The following is a 17,994-nucleotide window of genomic DNA, read 5'->3' on the forward strand; positions in this document are numbered from 1 at the left end:
CATGTCTATCAAAACCGCCCGCGTGGCCTTGCTGACGCTGGCCCTGAGTGCCGCGCACAGTGCATTCGCTGCCGTGCAACCGGTGGATCTGAGCCCTGACCGCGCGCGCATTCATGCGCCGCGCAACGCGGCGGCCATCGCGCAGATCCCGCCGGGCTTCAAGTTCGCCCAGCCGGGCAAGTTCACCGTGGCCGTGTCCGGCGTGGCCGGGCCGCCCCTGGCGCTGCTGGCCAGTGACGACAAGACCACCATCGGCAGCGAAGCCGACACCGCGCAGTTGATCGCCGACAGCCTGGGCCTGCAACTCAACGTGGTGCAGACCAGTTGGGAGGATTGGCCGCTGGGGGTCAGCTCGGGCAAATACGACGCCGTGATCAGCAATGTCACCGTGACCGAGGCGCGCAAGAAGCGCTTTGATTTCGCCACCTATCGCCAGGATGTGCTCGGCTTCTACGTCAAAACCACCAGCAGGATCACCGAGATCAAACAGGCGGCGGACATCGCCGGGTTGAAGATCATCGTCGGCTCCGGCACCAATCAGGAGAAAGTCCTGCTGGCCTGGAACGAGGCCAATGAAAAGGCCGGCCTCAAGCCCGCGCTGTTGCAGTACTTCGACGACCAGGCCGCCGCGCAACTGGCGGTGCAGTCGGGGCGCAGCGATGCGCTGTTCGGGCCCAACTCGGTGTACGCCTATTCGGCGGCGATCACCAGGGGTATCAAGCGCGTCGGCACGGTCAATGGCGGCTGGCCGTTGCAGGCGGATATCGCGGTGACCACGCGCAAGGACAATGGCCTGGTGCAGCCGATCCACACCGCCCTGCAAGGCGCAATTGCCGGCGGCCAATACGAGCAGGTGCTGCAACGCTGGGGCCTGGACGTGGAGCGTGTCGACGCATCGCAGATCAACCCACCCGGCTTGCCGGACTGAGGAGCAATGAGCATGGGACTGACACGACGTGAAGCGTTGTCGAGCATCGCTGCGGTCGGCGGTGAAAAGGCGGTCAAGGATGCACTCGCGGTGTTGGGGTTGGGGCCGTCATCGCACCGCCGCCCGCAACCGTTGCAACTCCAGGAGGGCCTGGGGCAGGGCACCCGCGTGCTGGTGCTGGGCGCGGGGATTGCCGGGTTGGTCACCGCCCTGGAACTCGGCCGCGCCGGGTTCGACGTACAGGTGCTGGAGGCGCGCGACCGCGTCGGCGGGCGCACCTGGACCCTGCGCCAGGGTGATCGCGTGGCCTACACCAATGGCCGCACGCAAACCGTGGCCTTCGATCCGGGCCTGTATTTCAACGCCGGCCCGGCCAGGATTCCGAGCCAGCACCGCACGCTCCTCGACTATTGCAGCGAACTCGGTGTGCCCCTGGAAGTGCTGGTCAACAGCAGCCACGGCGCCCAGGTACGGCCCGATCTGCGGCAACCGGCGTTCACGGTCGGCCAGGCGATCAACGATGCGCGCGGGCATGTGTCCGGCTTGCTGGCCAAAGCGGTGCAACGCGATGCCCTCGATGACGTACTGAGCGGTGAGGAGCGCACGCGCTTGCTGGGCTTTTTGCAGGTGTATGGCGACTTGTCCCAGGAGCTGGCCTTTGAGGGCACGCTTCGTTCGGGGCACTTGGAATCTCTTGCCCATCCCGGCGCCTTGCCGGCCAGCCGCGCACCGCTGGGGTTGGATCGGTTGCTGCATCCCGAGCTGTGGGGCGCGTTGCTGCACACCGAGTTCCCGGAATTTTCCGCGACCATGTTCCAGCCCGTCGGCGGCATGGACCGCATCACCGACGCCTTCTACCAGCGCGTGCGTGACCATGTGCAGTTGGGCGCGGTGGTTCGCCAGATCCGCCAACGGGATGACGGCGTGGCGGTGACCTACCACGACCGCGGCAGCGGCCGCGAACAGGTGGTACGCGCCGATTATTTGATCTCGACCCTGCCGTTGCCGCTGCTGGCCAGGCTCGACACCGACTTCAGCGAGCCGATCAAAGCCGCGTTGCACGGCACGCGCAACGACCAGGCGACCAAAGTGGCCTGGCAATCGCCGCGCTTCTGGGAAACCGACTACCGCACCTACGGCGGCCTGTCGTGGATCGATCACCCGGCGCGCCTGCTGTGGTACCCCAGCAACGACCTCAACACCCGCGACGGCGTGCTGGTGGCGGGCTATGTGACCGGCGAGGGCGCCGATGCGTTTGGCGCAACGCCTTTTGCCGAGCAATACGCCGCCTCCAAGGAGGCCGTGGAGCTGCTGCACCCCGGCAATTCAAAACACCTGCGCAACCCCTTGGCCGTGTCCTGGGAGCAGATCCCCTACAGCGAAGGCCCATGGCTGCAACGCGAACACTTTGCGGCCGATGCCAGCGCCTTGCTCGAAGCCGGCCACGGTCGCGTGTATTTCGCCGGTGACGGCCTGGTGCAAAGCGGCGTGGGCATCTGGCAGGAGTCGGCGGCCAACTCGGCGCGGCACGTGATTGCGCAACTGGCTGAACGGGTTACCCAACAACGACAGGTCGCGGCACTGGCCGCTTCTTAAGGAGACTCATCATGAGCGACAGCATCCAACGCACCAGCGTCGGTGATTTCCCGATCTCGCAGACCGTTACCGTACCGGCCTGCGCCAGCCTGGTTTTCGTCAGCGGCACCTTGCCCGACCTGGCCGACCCGAACGTGCCAGGGGTGTTTGGCGATACCGAGGTTCAGACGGTGTCGGTGTTCAACAAGCTGCGCCAGATCTTGCGCCAACAAGGCCTCGACCTGGGCGACATCGTGCAACTGCGGGTGTTTCTGGTGGGCGCCGAGCAGACCCAGGGCAAGCTCGACTTTGCCGGGTTGCAGCGCGGCTACACGCAATTTTTCGGCACGCCCGAACAGCCGAACAAACCGGCGCGCACGGCGCTGCAAGTGGTGGCTTTGCCGTTGCCGGGGGCGTTGGTGGAGGTTGAAGCGGTCGCTGCCAGGCCGGCCTGACAGCAACGGTGCAGGGCCTGCGCCGGGGCGCTGGTTATTGGGAGATTTCCTACACATAAGCAGGAAATCTCACCATTCTGATTAATGTTTTTCCTCCTAGCATGGCCCCCGCTTGAACTCAGGCGGGCCCTTAAGGGCCACTCGAACCCAATGCTTAGGAGCCGAACCGTGAAAATGACGAGTGTCAGTAACTACCTGCGCCGCTCGGCTTTCGCCGTCATCGTCGTGAGTGCATTGGCGGGCTGCGCCGCAACGCCTCTGCCCGCAGAAAAAATCTCCCTGGCCCGTGACTCGGTAGAGCGCGCGCTGTCGGCGCAAGCCACTCAATTCGCCCCGCTGGAACTGAGGACAGCCCAGGACAAATTGGCGCGCATGGAGCAAGCCATCGGGGAAAAGAACTCGGTCCAGGTCCACACGTTGGCCGAGCAGATCGAAGCCGACGCCAACCTGGCCGAAGTCAAGGCCAATGCCGCGCGTAAACAACAGGTCTTGAAGCAGGCGCGGGAGGGCATCCAGGTGCTCAAGCAAGAAATGCTCAACGCCCCCGCGACCACCCACTGAGGACTTTGCCATGCGTGCCATTTTTTTCATTCCTGCCCTGTCGGTCCTGAGCCTGGCGTTGGCCGGTTGTGCGACTGCGCCGGAAAACCCGCAATTGCTGCAAGCCCGCAGCCAGTTCTCCGACCTGCAACAAAAGCCCGAGTCCAATACCCTGGCGGCGGTTGAAACCCGTATTGCCGCCAACGCGCTGGACCGCGCCAATCAACTCTCCCTGCACAGTCGCACCGACCCGCAGGTCAACCAGTTGGCCTACCTCGCCACGCAGAAAATCGCCCTGGCGGAACAGACCATCATTGGTCGCACAACCGATGCCCAGCTCGACAACATCGCGGCCGACCGCACCCAGGTACAGCTTGATGTGCGCACCGCGCAGCTCAAGGCTTTACAGGCGATGAAGGCCAAGCCGTCCGAGCGTGGCCAGGTCATCACCTTTGGGGATGTGCTGTTCGATACCGCCAAGGCCGACCTCAAGCCCGCCAGCGCGCGTGATCTTCAGGGGCTGGCGGATTTCCTGTTACAGAACCCGGAGCGCCAGGTGCGCGTGGAAGGTTTCACCGACAGCACGGGGGCTGATGCTTTCAACCAGAGCTTGTCCGAGCGACGTGCCCAGGCGGTCGCCCGTGGCCTGCAACGGCTCGGCGTCGCGGCCGAGCGCGTGACGGTAACCGGTTACGGCAAGCAGTTCCCGGTCGCTGACAACCTGAGCGCACACTCGCGCCAGCTGAACCGCCGCGTGGAAGTGATCGTGTCCAACGGTGCCTCGGCGGTCAGTGCTCGCCGCTGAGTCTCGACGCTCATGGACGAGCCCTTTGCGTAGCCGCTGCGGGGTCTTGGCGCGGCTGCGTGTGCGGTGTGTCACCCACGCTGCAGACGCAGCCACGTCAGGGCGCGTTGCTAGCGCTCGCGCCACACCGGCTTGAGGTGGCGGTCCAACGCCCAATGCGCCTCACCCGGCCGCGTGCAAACACCGCCTACCCACCGCTCGGATTGGGTGTGGGCTATCCAGTTGGCGTTGCCACTCAATACCTCGCTTCCCAACGGCGTCAACGCCAGCCTGCGCTGAGGCCATGGCAGGTGGGCCTCGGTTTCGAGCAGTAACGGCTGTGCCCCATCGATCAACGGCCGCAGCAGCGCATGAAACATCATGTCCCCCAGGAACGGCAGCGGCTCGCGCTTGGCCATCAACTCGGCGAACACCCGGCCGAACGCTACCGGCCCGGCTTCGGCGATGTAAGTGAGGGCAAGACGTTCGGTCAGCGACAGGCCGTCCTCAAGCCCCGGCAATTCCTGCAACTGGCGCAACAGGGCGGGTGCCATAAGCGGCAGGGCGGTGTGCTCGGCATGGGCCAACTGCGCCAGTGCGATGGGTGAGCTGTCGCAGTACGCCGCCCAGGCCTGTTTGGCCAGGTGAACCGCGTCGTCATCGATCACGCGCCGTTGCGGCCATAACCAGGCCAATACATCCGGTGCCAGTTGGCCAATGCCGATAAAACGCTCGACGCCGGGAATGCGGTCCACCTCGATCAGTTCCAGCCTGGGCGGAGCCTGCTCGAGACCGGCCAGGGCGCGGATCAGGAACAGCTGGTCATAGGCATCCGCCTCGCACCACAGCACGCTGTGTTCGGCGCTGGCCAGGGTTTGCAGTTGGGTGTATTCGTCGACCACGCGGCGTGCGGTGTCTGTTTCGTCCATGGCGAAGGCCCGGCTGATGAACGCGCCGCGCATGTCGTGGAATGCCTGGCGGGGCAGGTCGCGCACCGGGCCCATGCACAGCGGGTCGGTCAGCATCCGGAAGCGGCCCTTGAAGCCTGCCACCTTCAGTGTGTGGGCAATGTCGCTGCCGCAACGCCAGTGGGTGGTGCGCGCTTCATCGCTGGCATCGAAGCCCGGGTGGCGAGCCGCGAAGTCGAGGGCGTCGACATGCGCCTTGAGCTTGGGCCAACTGCTGAAACCGAGCTGTCTGGCGACTTGCCATTGGGCCTGGGATAGCGTGGCTGCCGGGTCTTGGGTCTTGAGCTGGGATAACAGTTCCTTGGCGCGCTTGCGCTGCTGCTCAAGGTTCAGACGGCCATCGGTGTTGGAGGTGACGGGACGTTGCGACATACGAGCTCCTTGCACAAACCTTTTCCGCTTTAAGGTGTGGAGTCGTAGAAATAAGAGGGTGCTTCACTGTCTTGGGCGCAGCCCTTTCCGCGGAAGGTGGCGTAGAGAGCGCCAGGCGGCAAATATAGGCAGTGCGGTGCGCGATTGCAAATCAGGCGCGCGCATCGGGCTTGCGGTCGATCCAGTGCGTCTTGATGCCCTTGGCCCACGCCACCGTGTAGAAACAGCTGAGCAATACGATGCCCCATTGCTCGGCATTGATCGAAGACCAGAACCAGAACGGCTGGCCCGCCATGCCGAACAGGCAGGCGTAGCGGCGCACCTTCAGGCGTTTGCTCTGGCTGAACCAGATGGCGACGACGCCGAGGGCGGCGATCATGATTTGTGCGATCAAGGGGCGTGCTCCATGTTCTGAAGTTTCATAGGAGGCGCTGGCTCGCGTGTGGCAGCGCGGTGCCGGAACCTGAAGTTCTGAACCGCGCAGGTGGCGATAGTTTGATTTTTTCAGGCAAAAGTCGCACTGCCTGGCAACCACCGCGCCCACAGCAAAGTCACAAACGGGCGTTAATCCAGATCGCTCACGCCAAAATCCAACACCACCTTCATCGCCTGGGTCTTGTCCGCCGCCAGCTCAAATGCCCGCACCGCCTGTTCGAATGGCACGGTGTGCGAGATCACCGGCCGTACATCAATGATCTGGCGGTTGAGCAAATCCACTGCCTGGGCAAATTCCGGATGAAAGCGGAAGGTGCCGCGCAGGTCGATCTCGCGGCTGACCAGCAGGTTGAGCGGCAGCGTCACGTCACCGCCCAACCCGACCGTCACCAACACGCCGCGCGGGGCGATGCATTCCAGGCCGTTGCGCAGGGCCTGGGCGCTGCCGGACACTTCGAACATCACATCGAAGTAGCCTTTTTCGCTGGTGTAGCGCTTGAGTGCATCGTTGCCGTCGGCAAGGTTGTGGGTGCGGCTGGCGCCCATTTTTTCGGCGCAGGCGAGGGCGCTGGCCGACAAGTCCACGGCGACGATTTCAGCCGCGCCCGCTGCGCGCAAACCGCCGATCAGCAGGTTGCCGATGGGGCCGCAACCGGTCACCAGCACACGCTTGCCGAACACCGCGCCGGCGCGTTGGATGGCGTGCAAACCCACCGACAACGGCTCGGCCAGCGCACCTTCGGCGAGGGTCACGTGGTCGGCCAGGCGATGGGCCTGGTGCGTTTCGATCACCAGGCTTTGGCGAAACGCGCCTTGGACATGCGGGAAGGGCATGGCGCTGCCGTAGAAGCGCATATTCAGGCAATGATTGGGCAAGCCCTGCTGGCAATAACGGCAACCGCCGCAGGGGCGCGACGGCGAGACCGCGATGCGCTGGCCGACCTTGAACGGCCCGGCGTCCACGCCCACGGCATCGATCACCGCCGACACTTCATGGCCGAGCACCATCGGTTCACGCAGGCGCACAGTGCCGAAACCGCCGTGTTGGTAGTAATGCAAATCCGACCCGCAGATACCGCCGCGGGCGATGCGTACGCGCAGTTGGCCGGGGGCGAGGGTTTGCGGTTCATCCTGAGGGCTGACCCGCAGGTCTTTTGAGGCATGGCAGACGATAGCGTGCATGAGTTTCTCCGGGTTACAGCGATGCGGTGATGCCGCCGTCGACATACAGGATATGGCCGTTGACGAAACTGGCCGCGTCACTGGCCAGAAACACCGCCGCGCCGGCCAGTTCGGCCACGTCGCCCCAGCGTCGGCTCGGCGTGCGTTGCACCAGCCAGTCGCTGAATTCGGGGTTGGCCACCAGGTTGGCGTTCAGTTCGGTCTTGAAATAGCCGGGGCCGATGCCGTTGACCGTCAGCCCGTGCGGGCCCCAATCAATCGCCATGCCTTTGGTCAGCATCTTCAGCGCGCCCTTGCTTGCCGCATACGGCGCAATGCCTGGGCGGCCCAGCTCACTTTGCACCGAGCAGATGTTAATAATGCGCCCACGCTTGCGCGGGATCATCGCCCGCGCCACGGCCTGGCCCACCAGGAACGCACTGTCGAGGTTGGTGCTGATCAGCTCGCGCCAGTGGTGCTCGCTGTAGTCTTCCAGCGGCCCACGGCGTTGCATGCCGGCGTTGTTCACCAGAATCTCCAGCGGGCCGAGGCGCTCCTCGATGCTCGCAACGGCGGCCTGGATCGCCGCGCTGTCGGTCACATCGAACGGCTGGGTGTGCACCTCCAGGCCCTCCAAAGTGAGCAAGGCGGCCGCGTCACGCAAGGTGCTGCGGTTGCGCCCGTTGAGTACCACCCGCGCGCCGGCCTGGGCCAGACCGCGCGCGATGGCCAGGCCGATACCGGCACTGGAACCGGTGACCAGCGCGAGCCGGCCGTCGAGGCGGAAGTTATCTAAAACGCTGTGCATGGAGCCTGTCTCCTGACGTGCTTATTGTTATAAGCAAACCCATCTTCAATCATCGCGAGTGACCTTAGTTCACCCCAAGGCGCGGTGGGGGGCCAATATTCATTTATGATCGGCTGATCAATTTTTGTGATAACCGAGGAGGCGGGATGGAACTCAAGCACTTGCGGGCGTTTGTGGTGCTGGCCCAGGAGCTGCATTTCGGCCGGGCCGCCGCGCAATTGTCGATTGTGCAGCCGGCGCTGAGCATGCAGATCAAATTGCTCGAAAGTGGCTTGGGTGTGCGCCTGCTCGACCGCAATCGCCATTCGGTGACGCTGACCGAAGCCGGCCGTGTGTTCTTGCCCGAAGCCCAGGCCACCTTGCATCAGGCCGCACGGGCGGCCGATGCGGCGCGGGCGTCCAACCGTGGTGAAATCGGCCGTGTGCGCCTGGGTTTTGTCTCGTCGGTGTTGCCGCAATGGCTGCCCGAGTTGATCCGCGCGGTGCACCAGCGCTACCCGCGCATCGAGCTGGAACTCAAGGACATGCCCGGCCCCGATCAAGCCGCCGCGTTGAAAAACGGCCTGCTGGATTTCGGCCTGATGCGCCTGCCCGCCACACATCCCGGCGTGCAGACGCGCGCGGTGCTACAGGAAAGTTTTTGTGTGGCGTTGCCGGCGGACCATCCGCTGGCGGCGCAGCCCTGCGTGCTGCCCAGCGATTTGCTCGACCTGCCCGTGTATATCCTCGCGCGTCGCTATGCGCCGGGTTTTTACGATGAATTTATCCAGGCACTGGGCATGCCCTTGCAGATCGCTGCCGAACTGGGCGAGTTCACCACCATGCTTGCACTGGTCTCTGCCGGGTTGGGCATTGGCGTATTGCCAGAGCAGGCGGCGCGGGCGCTGCCGACCAACTGCGTGTCGCGGCCTCTGCAACTGGGCGCGTTCAAGGCCAGCACCGGGTTGGCCTGGACCGAACTGGACAGTGCGGTGAAGAGCACCGTGTTCAACCTGATTGGGGAGTTGTTTGGGGAGTGATTGTGAGTGGAGGGGCGGTAGGGGCAGTGAATGCATTTATAGCTGACCCACTGCCATCGGGAGCAAGCCCCCACATTTGGATCACGGGGCCTCAGTTAGAGAGTTGTTCGAACCGTCACACGTCGATGAGATCGTCACGCACTGCGATGATTTCTACATGCTCAGCCAGCGGCGCTTCAATCGTTTCAATGATGCGCAAGGCTTTATGAGTGCGTACAAGAGTCAAGAGCCTGGATGAGGCGTTTATTCATGCGGCGAGCCTGCGTTCGTGAGGGGGAGTTGTGGATACACGATCAATTCCAGTGCCCCTTTGTAATAGCGCTTGCCCCCCGGTGGCAGTTGCCCGGCCTCGCGCATTTCGCTGGTGCTGTCGACGCGTATCAGCACGCCACTTTCTAATCCTCAGTGAGGGCTCTGGCTCCCTTAACGGTCTGACAGCAAGCAGACATCTACCGCATGCCCTGCGGCCTAGATGTAGGCGGGACAAAGCCTAGCCAGTAACGTTTTTGAAACGCTTTACACGCATGGTTTTTTATACAGGTGAGGGTCAATACCGTTCGTAAAAGCGGAGTGGATTTTGCCATTTGTCGGATTGTCTGCTGCATTTTTGAAGAATGCCCAGTTTGCTAAAAGAAAATGCCTTCGAGAGCGGTCATTTCTTCTTTTAGTCTGATTACGTCTAACTTATTAATTTAATAAAGAAACAGATTTTTGATGTATGGCAAGAAGTTCTTTTTAGTGTTTTGCGCAACTATTCTTCGTCCGAAATTGTTGAGTGAAATTTCCTAATGCTTTGGGTTAAATTTCGTACGTGAGTTTTTTATTAATATTGCAGTTTTTTTTGAAGCGGCTAGATTTGGTTTTGTCGCTTGTTGATAAGCGATTGGAGGTCAGAGTTGTAAATAAAAAAGTGGAGAGTTGAAATGAACATTGAAGAGTTTGGAGAGTTTGTTTTTAGTTTCGAAAGTGAGTATGGGTTCAACCCTTATGTAGATAACGCCGGAGGGTCTGGGAGCCAAGGCGGGTGCGGGGGGAGCGGAGGATGTGGTGGTGGCGGAGGATGTAATGGAGGAAGTGGTGGCTGCCATAATTCGATAGCGGAGCATCCAGCTGCGGATGAATAGATTCAGTCTCCACTCACCTAATGAGGTTTTCTGGTTTGCCAGAAAACCTCTACAGGAGATCGTTCGATGAATATAATCATACCCAGCTATGAAATTTTAAACTTTGAAACGGAAAGTCTTGTAGTGTCTGATGTCGGGATTTCAAAAATCCATTCTCAGCCTCTGCTAAATGTGCTTCGAAAGTTAAAATTGTCGAACGTAATGACGAAAATTGAGTTAGATGAATTGCTCGCGGAAAATGGGTTGATTCAAAGTGATGCGTTTGATTTTTTAGAAAGAATTATTCCGTTCAAATGTATTGATGAGATATATTTTGAAAAGACGATAGTGGTTCATGAGTGGAAAGGCCAGGTTGATATTGAGGCCCTATTTGGTGAGGAGTTATCTGGTTGCTTGGAATTTAAGTCATTCTCAAGTGAACTGGTTGAAGCGGTACGGCCGTTCAAGTGCTTTATTGTCTTGTTGTGCCATTCATATAATTATGAAAGTATCCGAAGCTTATATTTTAAACTTGCGCATGCATCGCCAAAGAGCGCTATAAGCGTCTGTTGGCAGATGGGCAGTGTTTTTTGTATTGGTCAGCCTTACATTCAGGAAATAGGAAATCCTTGTCATTTCTGTGCTGTGGATAGATTAATTAATAATGAGTCGATAGCCCCGGCAAAGAACAGTTGGTCAAGTGCCCTAGCTTTTTGCAAAAGTCGACGTGTAGGGATTCCTGCTAAAGCGCTGAGTCTTTATCAGGAAATGATCGTTATCGGTGCAGTTATCAGAAAGATAAAATTCTTCACTGAGCATAACGACGGATGTAAGTATCAAGATGACGTTCTGTATAGCTCATATCTTCAATTGAAAGACGGTCAGCTTTTCGAAGAATCTAATTCTCACTGGTATATGTGTGATTGCTTGAGGGTGGAGGGATGAAAAATATTCCACATGATTACTATCTCAGATTTATAAATTCTTCAGTGTATGATGATGTGCTAGAGTTTCATTATAAAGGGAATTTTATTTTTCATAAGGCGTTCAAAGATCGTACCATTCTTCATCGTTTGGATGAAAAGCATTTGGCCCAATTGACTGGGAATGAGCTGGCTTTTTATCCGGATCTGGATTTAACAATAAAATTGCCCCAAGATAACAGAGAAGAATCGTTGTGTAGAAATGAGTCGTGTGAGCATTTTTTACCGTTGCCTTTAGAATTTTCTGACGTTGAAAAACTAATGTGTCCTTTACTTTCAAAGAGCCAGGACTCATACAAGCGAGGATATCCAAGCGCGGGAGCGCTTTACCCTGCGGAAATTTTCCTCTGTTCGCTTACTGAGGAAAACTCTAATTGGCCCAGTGCCGGAAAAATCCTTCACTTACTCCCCCGGTCACGTAAATTTGAAGTGATGCAAATTGAAACTGATATTGAAGAACTAAAAGCGGCGCTGTTGTCCTCGTTTAATAATATTGGAACGCCAAGCTTGGCGCTCATTTACGCAATCTATATGCCTAAAAATTTATTCAAGTATCGGTATCGCGGGTACCGGATGGCACTGATGGAGATTGGTTCAATTTACATGCTCGTCGAACTGCAAGCTAAATCTTTGGGGCTGGCGTGTAGACTATGGTCTGCATATACCGATACGATGCTTTGTAGGGCTCTAGGAATAAATCCAGCTTTGTTCTTCCCAGTATGCGTTCATTTTATAGGTAGGCAAAATGAAACTTATTAATCTAATGCATAAGCCTGATTTGCCCGGCACCCTCCTTTTTCAACCTGCATGTATTCTCACTTTACCTCACTCTGCCGAGGTTTCAGATTTCCTCTCGGTGAATGGGAACGGTGTTGGAGGAGGCTCAAATTCGGTTAAAACTGCTTTGGGAGAATATTTTGAGCGCCGTCATTTTTATAGAGAAGTTACTTCAAGAAGGAGTGGTCGTCTGAGTGAGTTTTTATCGGGGCGTGAGGTTCTTGGCTTTGCAAGAGCATTCGTTCAGACGGCATCTAAAAAAATGTCCATTTCTGATATTGAGAAGCATGAGTTCGCTTTAAGTGAAGTGATCAGGTCTTCAGACTTTTCCAAGTGTTTTATCCCTACTGCCTGTATTTCACTGTCATCGCATAGTCTAGGTGAGGATAGCTTGCTTTATCCTCTTCGGGATACATGTGGATGCAGCTTTCACTGGAATCCCAATATTGCCTTCTTAGGAGCAATAAAGGAATATCTGGAGCGTCAATTTCTTGTTAGGTTCTGGCTCACGAAGAAATGCTGCTCTCGAATCTCTACTGTTGAGACGGGCGAGTTATTGAAGGGGCAATCCGTTCGGCAACTCTATAAAGCTCTGGCGGCTTCAGGAGAAATTACATTTTTAGATATATCTGATACTAGATTTCCAGGGTTTTGCGTACTGGTTGTATATGGGCAAAAGAACATTAATCATTACGTAAAATATTGCGCAGGAATGGCTTATGCGTCGGAATTGGCGGTGGCTATGCAGAAGTCTTTGCTGGAGTTATGGCAGACTTTTCGTTTTATGAATTTATTCAAAGCAACTGATTCTGAAGAAAAAATGCTTGAAGATTCATATATACGTTACTTTCTAGGTTGCAATGTTTACGAGACCTACCAAGAGATTACCGATGTTGTAGAGTGCGGAGGTTGTAGGTCTTTGCAGGATTTCACCGTTTCTGAGTTCTTGTTTGTATTGAGGCGAATGGATGTTGCTGGATATTTTTATTCAAAAATTGGAGGGGTTGATGGAGGAGGAGGCGTTTTTGTTAAATTCATTTCTCCTGATTTATTTCTTCATATGAATAATTCAAGAAACTTTAATTCGATCAATAAGTACTCTAAAGGGTTTAAATCTTCAATACTCCAGTCTCGGTTAGAAAAAATGGTTCCGTTTCCATGAGGTGAATCATGACCCCGTACGCCCTGTCGAAGCCTGTTTTGTTAGCGCTGTTATTTATCAAAGAACAGTTAAAAGAACCTGTTGCATTGTTTTGGACAGTGATTTCTCCGGTCGTTACCTATTACCTGATTGCCTACACAAGGGCGCCAGTGATGGGGGGGCTGGCGATTATTTGTCGAACACTTCATGGTTCTACGCTTTTGTCGCATCAAGTGTTGCGTTGTTCGGGCTGGCGTTTTACATCGTGGGTCGCAGAGAGAGCGGTTTTCTGCGGTCTTTTGTCTATACAGGTCGCACGAAGGTTATTTTCCTTGCCGGGCAGTTTCTCGCGTATTCGATTGTTTCAATCCTGTATTGCTCTGTGTTCTACCTGCTGACACGTTATTCGTTTGGCGCGGTAGATATAGCCGAGTATCTCGTTGTCGTCGGGCGGTTTTATGTGTGTTTTCTGCTGTTTTCCATACCTTCGCTTTTGTTAACCCTGGTCCCAGTGGGCTTTCAGAATGCGAGTACGGTTTTCTCCATGTTGTCCCTTGGGATGTTGGCGCTTGGAATCGTAAGTATCGGCTCCTTAAACTCAACGCTTGCCTTGGTCCGGTTTTTTAATCCGATGTGGTGGGCAAATAGAGTTATGTTGGTTGGCGTGACGGAGTGCGGGTGGGTTGTTGTGGTGGTGGTGGTTTGTCTCGTACTTTCATGGGTGCTGATGTTTCGCTTTTTATTGATTAATCCCGTTTGGAGTCGTTACTAATGGCGCGGCTCATTGTGGACTCGCTTGATGTTCGATATGCATCGCATACCGTGCTTCATAACGCCTCGCTGGAGGTTGAGGCAGGTTCGATCTCTGGTCTGCTGGGTCCTAACGGTTCCGGTAAAACCACGTTTTTTGACGTGATGTGTGGCCTGAAAAAAAGGCATGGCGGCGAGATAAACAACTCTTTTTCGAAGCTGCTTTACCTCTCGCAAGTCATCAGCACGCCCGCTGTGTTGCGCATGTTCGACATTTTCAAGATGGTCATGCTTTTTTGCTCAGAAACGAAGGTCACGCAAGAGCACGCGCTCAATCAAATCGAAAAATGGAGCCCAGGCATTGCGCAGCGGTATTGCGAACTCTGGAACAAAAAGTCCTCCCTCTGCAGCTACGGAGAAAAGCGCTGGTTTTTCACCTTGTCGCTGCTCTGCGCCAATGCTGACATTGTGATACTGGATGAGCCCACCGCAGGTGTAGATCCCGAGTTTCGCTACCACATATGGCGATGCCTGGAGGGGGCGGCGGCAGACGGTGTCGCGGTGCTGGTTTCATCGCATAACGTCGATGAGATCGTCACGCACTGCGATGATTTCTACATGCTCAGCCAGCGGCGCTTCAATCGTTTCAATGATGCGCAAGGCTTTATGAGTGCGTATAAGGCCAAGAGCCTGGATGAGGCGTTTATTCATGCGGCGAGCCTGCGTTCGTGAGGGGGAGTTGTGGATACACGATCAATTCCAGTGCCCCTTTGTAATAGCGCTTGCCCCCCGGTGGCAGTTGCCCGACCTCGCGCATTTCGCTGGTGCTGCCGACGCGTATCAGCACGCCGACCGACCCCTGTTGGCGGGCGTCCTTGAGCCAGGCTTGCACCTGGTCCAGGTCGACCTTGCGGTGGACCGAATCGGCATATTGTAGGCCGTAGCGCAGCTCGCCTTCGGTGTCATACAACGCCACTTGCGGGCGTTGCAGGCGCCAGGCGAGGGCGGCGGCGAGGCTCAGGTCGTTGCTGAGCAGGGCGTGGGTCTGTTGCAGGACTTGCTGATGCTCCGAGACGAACGTGTCGGGCATTTCGTTATCGGCGATCACTTGCGGCATGCTCGCCGGCAACAGAATCACCAACAGGCCGATACCCAGCACCGGCATGGCCCACAGCGTCAACGGGCGAAAGGCTTGCAGCAGGTTGGTGAGTATCCACCCCAGCAACACGATAAACGCCAGGGACAGGCTGAACATCTCGGCGTGGCTGTTGCTGTACACGGGCCTGGCGATTTGCAGATAGATCAGGCCGACCATGGCCGCCATGCCGATCACGAAGTTGAGCAGGCCATTGAGGCAGATCGTGCGGGCCTGGCGTAGGCGCAGCAGGTCGCTCAAGGTATGCCCCATCAGCAACGCCAGCGGCAGCAGGCACGGCATGATGTAGGTTGGCAGCTTGCCGTTGCTCAGGCTGAAGAACACCAGCGGCAGCAACAGCCACAGCGCCAGGAAAGCGATGGCCGGCTGGCGTTTCTGCTGCCAGGTGGCGCGCAGGGTGCTGGGCAGCAACCCGGCCCACGGCAGGCAGGACACGGCGATGATCGGCAGGAAGAACCACCACGGTCGCACGTGTTGCGCGTTGTCGGCGCTGAAGCGGCGGATGTGTTCATTCCAGAAAAAGAAGCGCCAGAAGTCCGGCTCCTGGCTGTGAATCGCCAGCACCCACGGCAAGCACACCAGCACCGCGACACAGATCGCCAGCGGGCCATAGCGCAGCAACTCGCCCAGGCGCCGTTGCCAGAGCATGTACGGCAGCGCGATCAACACCGGCAGCGCCCAGGCCAGGAAGCCCTTGGTCATGAAACCCATCGCGCAGGCAAACCCCAACACGGCCCAAGCCCCCAGGCGGCTGCGTGGGGTGCTGCTGTCGAGGGCAAGCCACAATGCCACGAGGCTGAGGTTGACCCACAAGGTGAACTGCGGATCGAGGTTCGAATACCCGGCCTGCCCGGCGATCAGGCCAAAGCTCAGGTATAGCAGGGCACAGGCGAAGCTTTTGCGCGGGTCGTTCCACAGGCGGCGGGCGATGAGGTAGGCCAGCAGCACGCTCAAGCCACTGGTGAGCGCAGAGGCAATGCGCACGCCGAACAGGTTCTGGCCAAACACGGCCTGGCCCAGGGCGATCAGCCAATAGCCGCCGGCCGGTTTTTCGAAATAGCGGATGCCCATGAAGTGCGGCGCCACCCAGTTGCCACTCTGGAGCATCTCCTGGCTGATCTGGGCGTAGCGGGTTTCATCCGGGGTCCACAAACCGTGCAGGCCCAGGGGTAATAGATAAAACGCGGCGAGAGCCAAGAGCAGCACCGGCAGGGGGTTTAAACGGTTCACGAACACGTCGCTCCTTGACGTTCAAAGCTGAGGTTTTTAAGCGATGAAGTCATCACGCAAGTGTTCACAGCGTTTATTGAATAACGTGAATAAGTCATGAAGTTCTTAGTTAAAAGGCGCAATTAAACATGCCAGAACAGGCCTGTCTTTTTGCTGAACATGGGCGGTAATCGCGTTGGCGCGATGACTTAGAATTGTTTGAGGGCAGCGGGCCAGTCGGGGTTATTCATGATGCCCAGGGTCTTGAATTTGCCATTGGGCAAAACCTGTACGAACAGTGCGCTGCCGTACTCGGGGAACCTGGCGCGAGGGAAGCCCAGGCTGGTTTCGAAGTCGGCGATGCAGCCGCTGTGGGTGATGAATACGAGGTTGCGCCCAGGCTGTTTGTAGCGCAGCAATTCTTCGCCCATGGCTGCGCCGCAGACGGCTCTCTCGCCGGAGGTCAGCTCATGTTTGTCGAACATGAAGCGCAAAGTCTGGGCGGTGCGGATAGCGGGGCTGGCGAGCACGTCGCTCTGGGCCATGCCCAGCGATTTAAAGGCGTTGCCGAGTGTCTGCGCGTGTTGGCTGCCGTTGATCGTGAGGCCTTCGAGCGGGCCCAGGCACGGGTTGCTCGAACGGTCGCAGCGCTCTTCATGGCGCACCAGCACAATCACTTCGCCGTCGCGCCAAAGGGGGATCACTTGCGAGGTCAGGAGACGATCGCCCACCCCCAGGTTCCGTGGGGACGCCGGCCACAGCAGGCTGCACACGAGCAGCAAGGTGACCACGCTAATGCCTAGCCACAGCCGTTGCAGGCGCTTGGAAAAAGCCCGGCGCGAACGTGGTTTGGTCAGGGTAAGGTCAACCACTTCATTCACCATGGGCGCTGTTGGCAATGTTGTATTTGTTTGGCGCAACGTGTCGGCTATTCGCCGCAGTGAAACAGGAGGCTGTCATAGGGCTGCTGTCTTTTCGCTGAACACGTGGCGGTTAAAAAAGTTACCAGGCGTTGTAACTAACAAGTTGCCGACGCGTGGCGCTTGACCGGTAATTTAAAGCGGGGGGAGTGGGCAACCGGTGAAATCCATGTGAAAAATTTGCGTAGGATCAATACATAGCCGTTATCCTCGATTGCCCCCCATCAAACGAGTGTTGTCATGTTGCAGGTGCACGCTGTGTTTAAAAGCTATGCCACGCCCCAAGGCCCATTGGCGGTGCTGTCGGGGGTCGACCTGCACTTGGCCGAGCGCAGCAGCCTGGCGTTGATGGGCGAGTCGGGCAGCGGCAAGAGCACGTTGTTGCACCTGGTGGCGGGGCTCGACCGAGTGGACCGCGGCAGCATCCAGGTGGGTGAGCAGCGCCTCGACCAGATGAGCGAAGCGCAACTGGCCCAGTGGCGACGTACCGACATCGGCCTGGTGTTCCAGCAGTTCAACCTGATCGGCAGTTTGCGTGTCGACGACAACCTGGCGTTCCAGGCCCGGCTGGCGGGGCGTTTTGATCCGCACTGGCAGGCGCATCTGGTCGAGCGCCTGGGCTTGGGCGATTTGCTCAAGCGCTACCCGGAACAACTCTCGGGCGGCCAGCAACAGCGCGTCGCCGTAGGGCGCGCGCTGGCATCCAGGCCCGGCTTGTTGTTAGCGGATGAGCCCACCGGCAACCTGGATGAGGCTACCAGCGACGAGGTGCTGCAACTGCTGCTGGACCTGCTGCGGGACAGCGCCGCCAGCCTGTTGATGGTCACCCACAGCCCGCGCATCGCGGCGCGGCTGGACCGCCAGGTGGTGTTGCATCATGGCCATATCGTGCCTGCGGACGCGCGCTGAG

Annotated in this window: 18 protein-coding genes and 2 pseudogenes; 13 read left to right on the forward strand and 7 right to left on the reverse strand. The window is 57.8% G+C overall.

Annotated elements, in window-relative coordinates:
• Nucleotide 1 precedes the first annotated feature (1 nt).
• From AB4O23_RS13890 to AB4O23_RS13910, 5 genes are all read left to right on the forward strand, one after another.
• Nucleotides 2-928, forward strand: a complete 927-nt coding sequence (locus AB4O23_RS13890; RefSeq protein WP_460063606.1) for an ABC transporter substrate-binding protein — start codon at nucleotides 2-4, stop codon at nucleotides 926-928.
• 12 nt (nucleotides 929-940) lie between these two features.
• Nucleotides 941-2,524: a flavin monoamine oxidase family protein gene (locus AB4O23_RS13895; RefSeq protein ID WP_017528243.1), complete on the forward strand. Its 1,584-nt coding sequence runs from the start codon at nucleotides 941-943 to the stop codon at nucleotides 2,522-2,524.
• A gap of 11 nt (nucleotides 2,525-2,535) precedes the next feature.
• A complete protein-coding gene (locus AB4O23_RS13900) occupies nucleotides 2,536-2,958 on the forward strand; it encodes a RidA family protein (protein ID WP_017528244.1) in 423 nt (140 codons plus the stop codon).
• Between the two features lie 174 nt (nucleotides 2,959-3,132).
• Entirely contained in the window at nucleotides 3,133-3,519 is a 387-nt protein-coding gene (locus tag AB4O23_RS13905) for a DUF4398 domain-containing protein (protein WP_223271400.1), read from the forward strand.
• 10 nt (nucleotides 3,520-3,529) lie between these two features.
• On the forward strand, nucleotides 3,530-4,303 hold the full coding sequence (locus tag AB4O23_RS13910; RefSeq protein ID WP_065877601.1) for an OmpA family protein: 774 nt from the start codon (nucleotides 3,530-3,532) through the stop codon (nucleotides 4,301-4,303).
• A gap of 110 nt (nucleotides 4,304-4,413) precedes the next feature.
• Here the strand turns inward: AB4O23_RS13910 and AB4O23_RS13915 are convergent, their stop codons facing one another.
• From AB4O23_RS13915 to AB4O23_RS13930, 4 genes are all read right to left on the reverse strand, one after another.
• Entirely contained in the window at nucleotides 4,414-5,622 is a 1,209-nt protein-coding gene (locus AB4O23_RS13915) for a DUF1835 domain-containing protein (RefSeq protein WP_017528247.1), read from the reverse strand.
• Between the two features lie 151 nt (nucleotides 5,623-5,773).
• A complete protein-coding gene (locus AB4O23_RS13920) occupies nucleotides 5,774-6,016 on the reverse strand; it encodes a hypothetical protein (RefSeq protein WP_017528248.1) in 243 nt (80 codons plus the stop codon).
• Between the two features lie 170 nt (nucleotides 6,017-6,186).
• On the reverse strand, nucleotides 6,187-7,239 hold the full coding sequence (locus AB4O23_RS13925) for an L-idonate 5-dehydrogenase (protein WP_116077757.1): 1,053 nt from the start codon (nucleotides 7,237-7,239) through the stop codon (nucleotides 6,187-6,189).
• Between the two features lie 13 nt (nucleotides 7,240-7,252).
• Nucleotides 7,253-8,026 (reverse strand): glucose 1-dehydrogenase, encoded by a 774-nt coding sequence (locus AB4O23_RS13930; protein ID WP_017528250.1) that lies wholly within the window; start codon nucleotides 8,024-8,026, stop codon nucleotides 7,253-7,255.
• Nucleotides 8,027-8,172: 146 nt separating this feature from the next.
• On the opposite strand from AB4O23_RS13930, the gene AB4O23_RS13935 reads away from it, so the two are divergent.
• Together AB4O23_RS13935 and AB4O23_RS13940 are read left to right on the forward strand one after the other, a co-directional pair.
• Entirely contained in the window at nucleotides 8,173-9,045 is an 873-nt protein-coding gene (locus AB4O23_RS13935) for a LysR family transcriptional regulator (RefSeq protein WP_017528251.1), read from the forward strand.
• A 118-nt stretch (nucleotides 9,046-9,163) separates the two neighbouring features.
• Nucleotides 9,164-9,317, forward strand: a pseudogene (locus AB4O23_RS13940) (ABC transporter ATP-binding protein); the annotation flags it as partial.
• On the opposite strand, the gene AB4O23_RS13945 reads toward AB4O23_RS13940, so the two are convergent.
• A complete protein-coding gene (locus AB4O23_RS13945) occupies nucleotides 9,289-9,432 on the reverse strand; it encodes a hypothetical protein (protein WP_460070377.1) in 144 nt (47 codons plus the stop codon). The pseudogene AB4O23_RS13940 and the gene AB4O23_RS13945 sit on opposite strands and share 29 nt — an antisense overlap.
• An 803-nt stretch (nucleotides 9,433-10,235) precedes the next feature.
• On the opposite strand from AB4O23_RS13945, the gene AB4O23_RS13950 reads away from it, so the two are divergent.
• From AB4O23_RS13950 to AB4O23_RS13970, 5 genes and pseudogenes are all read left to right on the forward strand, one after another.
• Nucleotides 10,236-11,093 carry an McbB family protein gene (locus AB4O23_RS13950; RefSeq protein WP_460063616.1) on the forward strand — a complete coding sequence of 286 codons (858 nt, stop codon included), beginning with the start codon at nucleotides 10,236-10,238 and terminating at the stop codon, nucleotides 11,091-11,093.
• Nucleotides 11,090-11,890, forward strand: a complete 801-nt coding sequence (locus AB4O23_RS13955) for a SagB/ThcOx family dehydrogenase (RefSeq protein WP_068937406.1) — start codon at nucleotides 11,090-11,092, stop codon at nucleotides 11,888-11,890. The genes AB4O23_RS13950 and AB4O23_RS13955 overlap by 4 nt, the downstream gene beginning before the upstream one ends.
• Nucleotides 11,877-13,070 carry a YcaO-like family protein gene (locus tag AB4O23_RS13960; RefSeq protein ID WP_460063621.1) on the forward strand — a complete coding sequence of 398 codons (1,194 nt, stop codon included), beginning with the start codon at nucleotides 11,877-11,879 and terminating at the stop codon, nucleotides 13,068-13,070. Before AB4O23_RS13955 ends, AB4O23_RS13960 begins: the two co-directional genes overlap by 14 nt.
• An 8-nt stretch (nucleotides 13,071-13,078) precedes the next feature.
• Nucleotides 13,079-13,821, forward strand: a pseudogene (locus AB4O23_RS13965) (ABC transporter permease).
• On the forward strand, nucleotides 13,821-14,531 hold the full coding sequence (locus tag AB4O23_RS13970; protein ID WP_135196111.1) for an ATP-binding cassette domain-containing protein: 711 nt from the start codon (nucleotides 13,821-13,823) through the stop codon (nucleotides 14,529-14,531). Before AB4O23_RS13965 ends, AB4O23_RS13970 begins: the two are co-directional and overlap by 1 nt.
• Here the strand turns inward: AB4O23_RS13970 and arnT are convergent.
• Complete coding sequence (arnT, locus tag AB4O23_RS13975) at nucleotides 14,503-16,185, reverse strand: lipid IV(A) 4-amino-4-deoxy-L-arabinosyltransferase (RefSeq protein ID WP_460150525.1); 1,683 nt, start codon at nucleotides 16,183-16,185, stop codon at nucleotides 14,503-14,505. The two genes, AB4O23_RS13970 and arnT, sit on opposite strands and share 29 nt — an antisense overlap.
• Nucleotides 16,186-16,373: 188 nt before the next feature.
• On the reverse strand, nucleotides 16,374-17,048 hold the full coding sequence (gene pmrG / locus AB4O23_RS13980; RefSeq protein WP_026067206.1) for a lipopolysaccharide core heptose(II)-phosphate phosphatase PmrG: 675 nt from the start codon (nucleotides 17,046-17,048) through the stop codon (nucleotides 16,374-16,376).
• Nucleotides 17,049-17,324: 276 nt separating this feature from the next.
• Between pmrG and AB4O23_RS13985 the strand changes: the two genes are divergently transcribed.
• The gene (locus tag AB4O23_RS13985) at nucleotides 17,325-17,993 is read left to right on the forward strand and encodes an ABC transporter ATP-binding protein (RefSeq protein WP_017526998.1); all 669 of its coding nucleotides are present in this window, start codon (nucleotides 17,325-17,327) and stop codon (nucleotides 17,991-17,993) included.
• Nucleotide 17,994 lies beyond the last annotated feature (1 nt).

The sequence above is a fragment of the Pseudomonas sp. H2_A10 genome, from assembly GCF_054680085.1.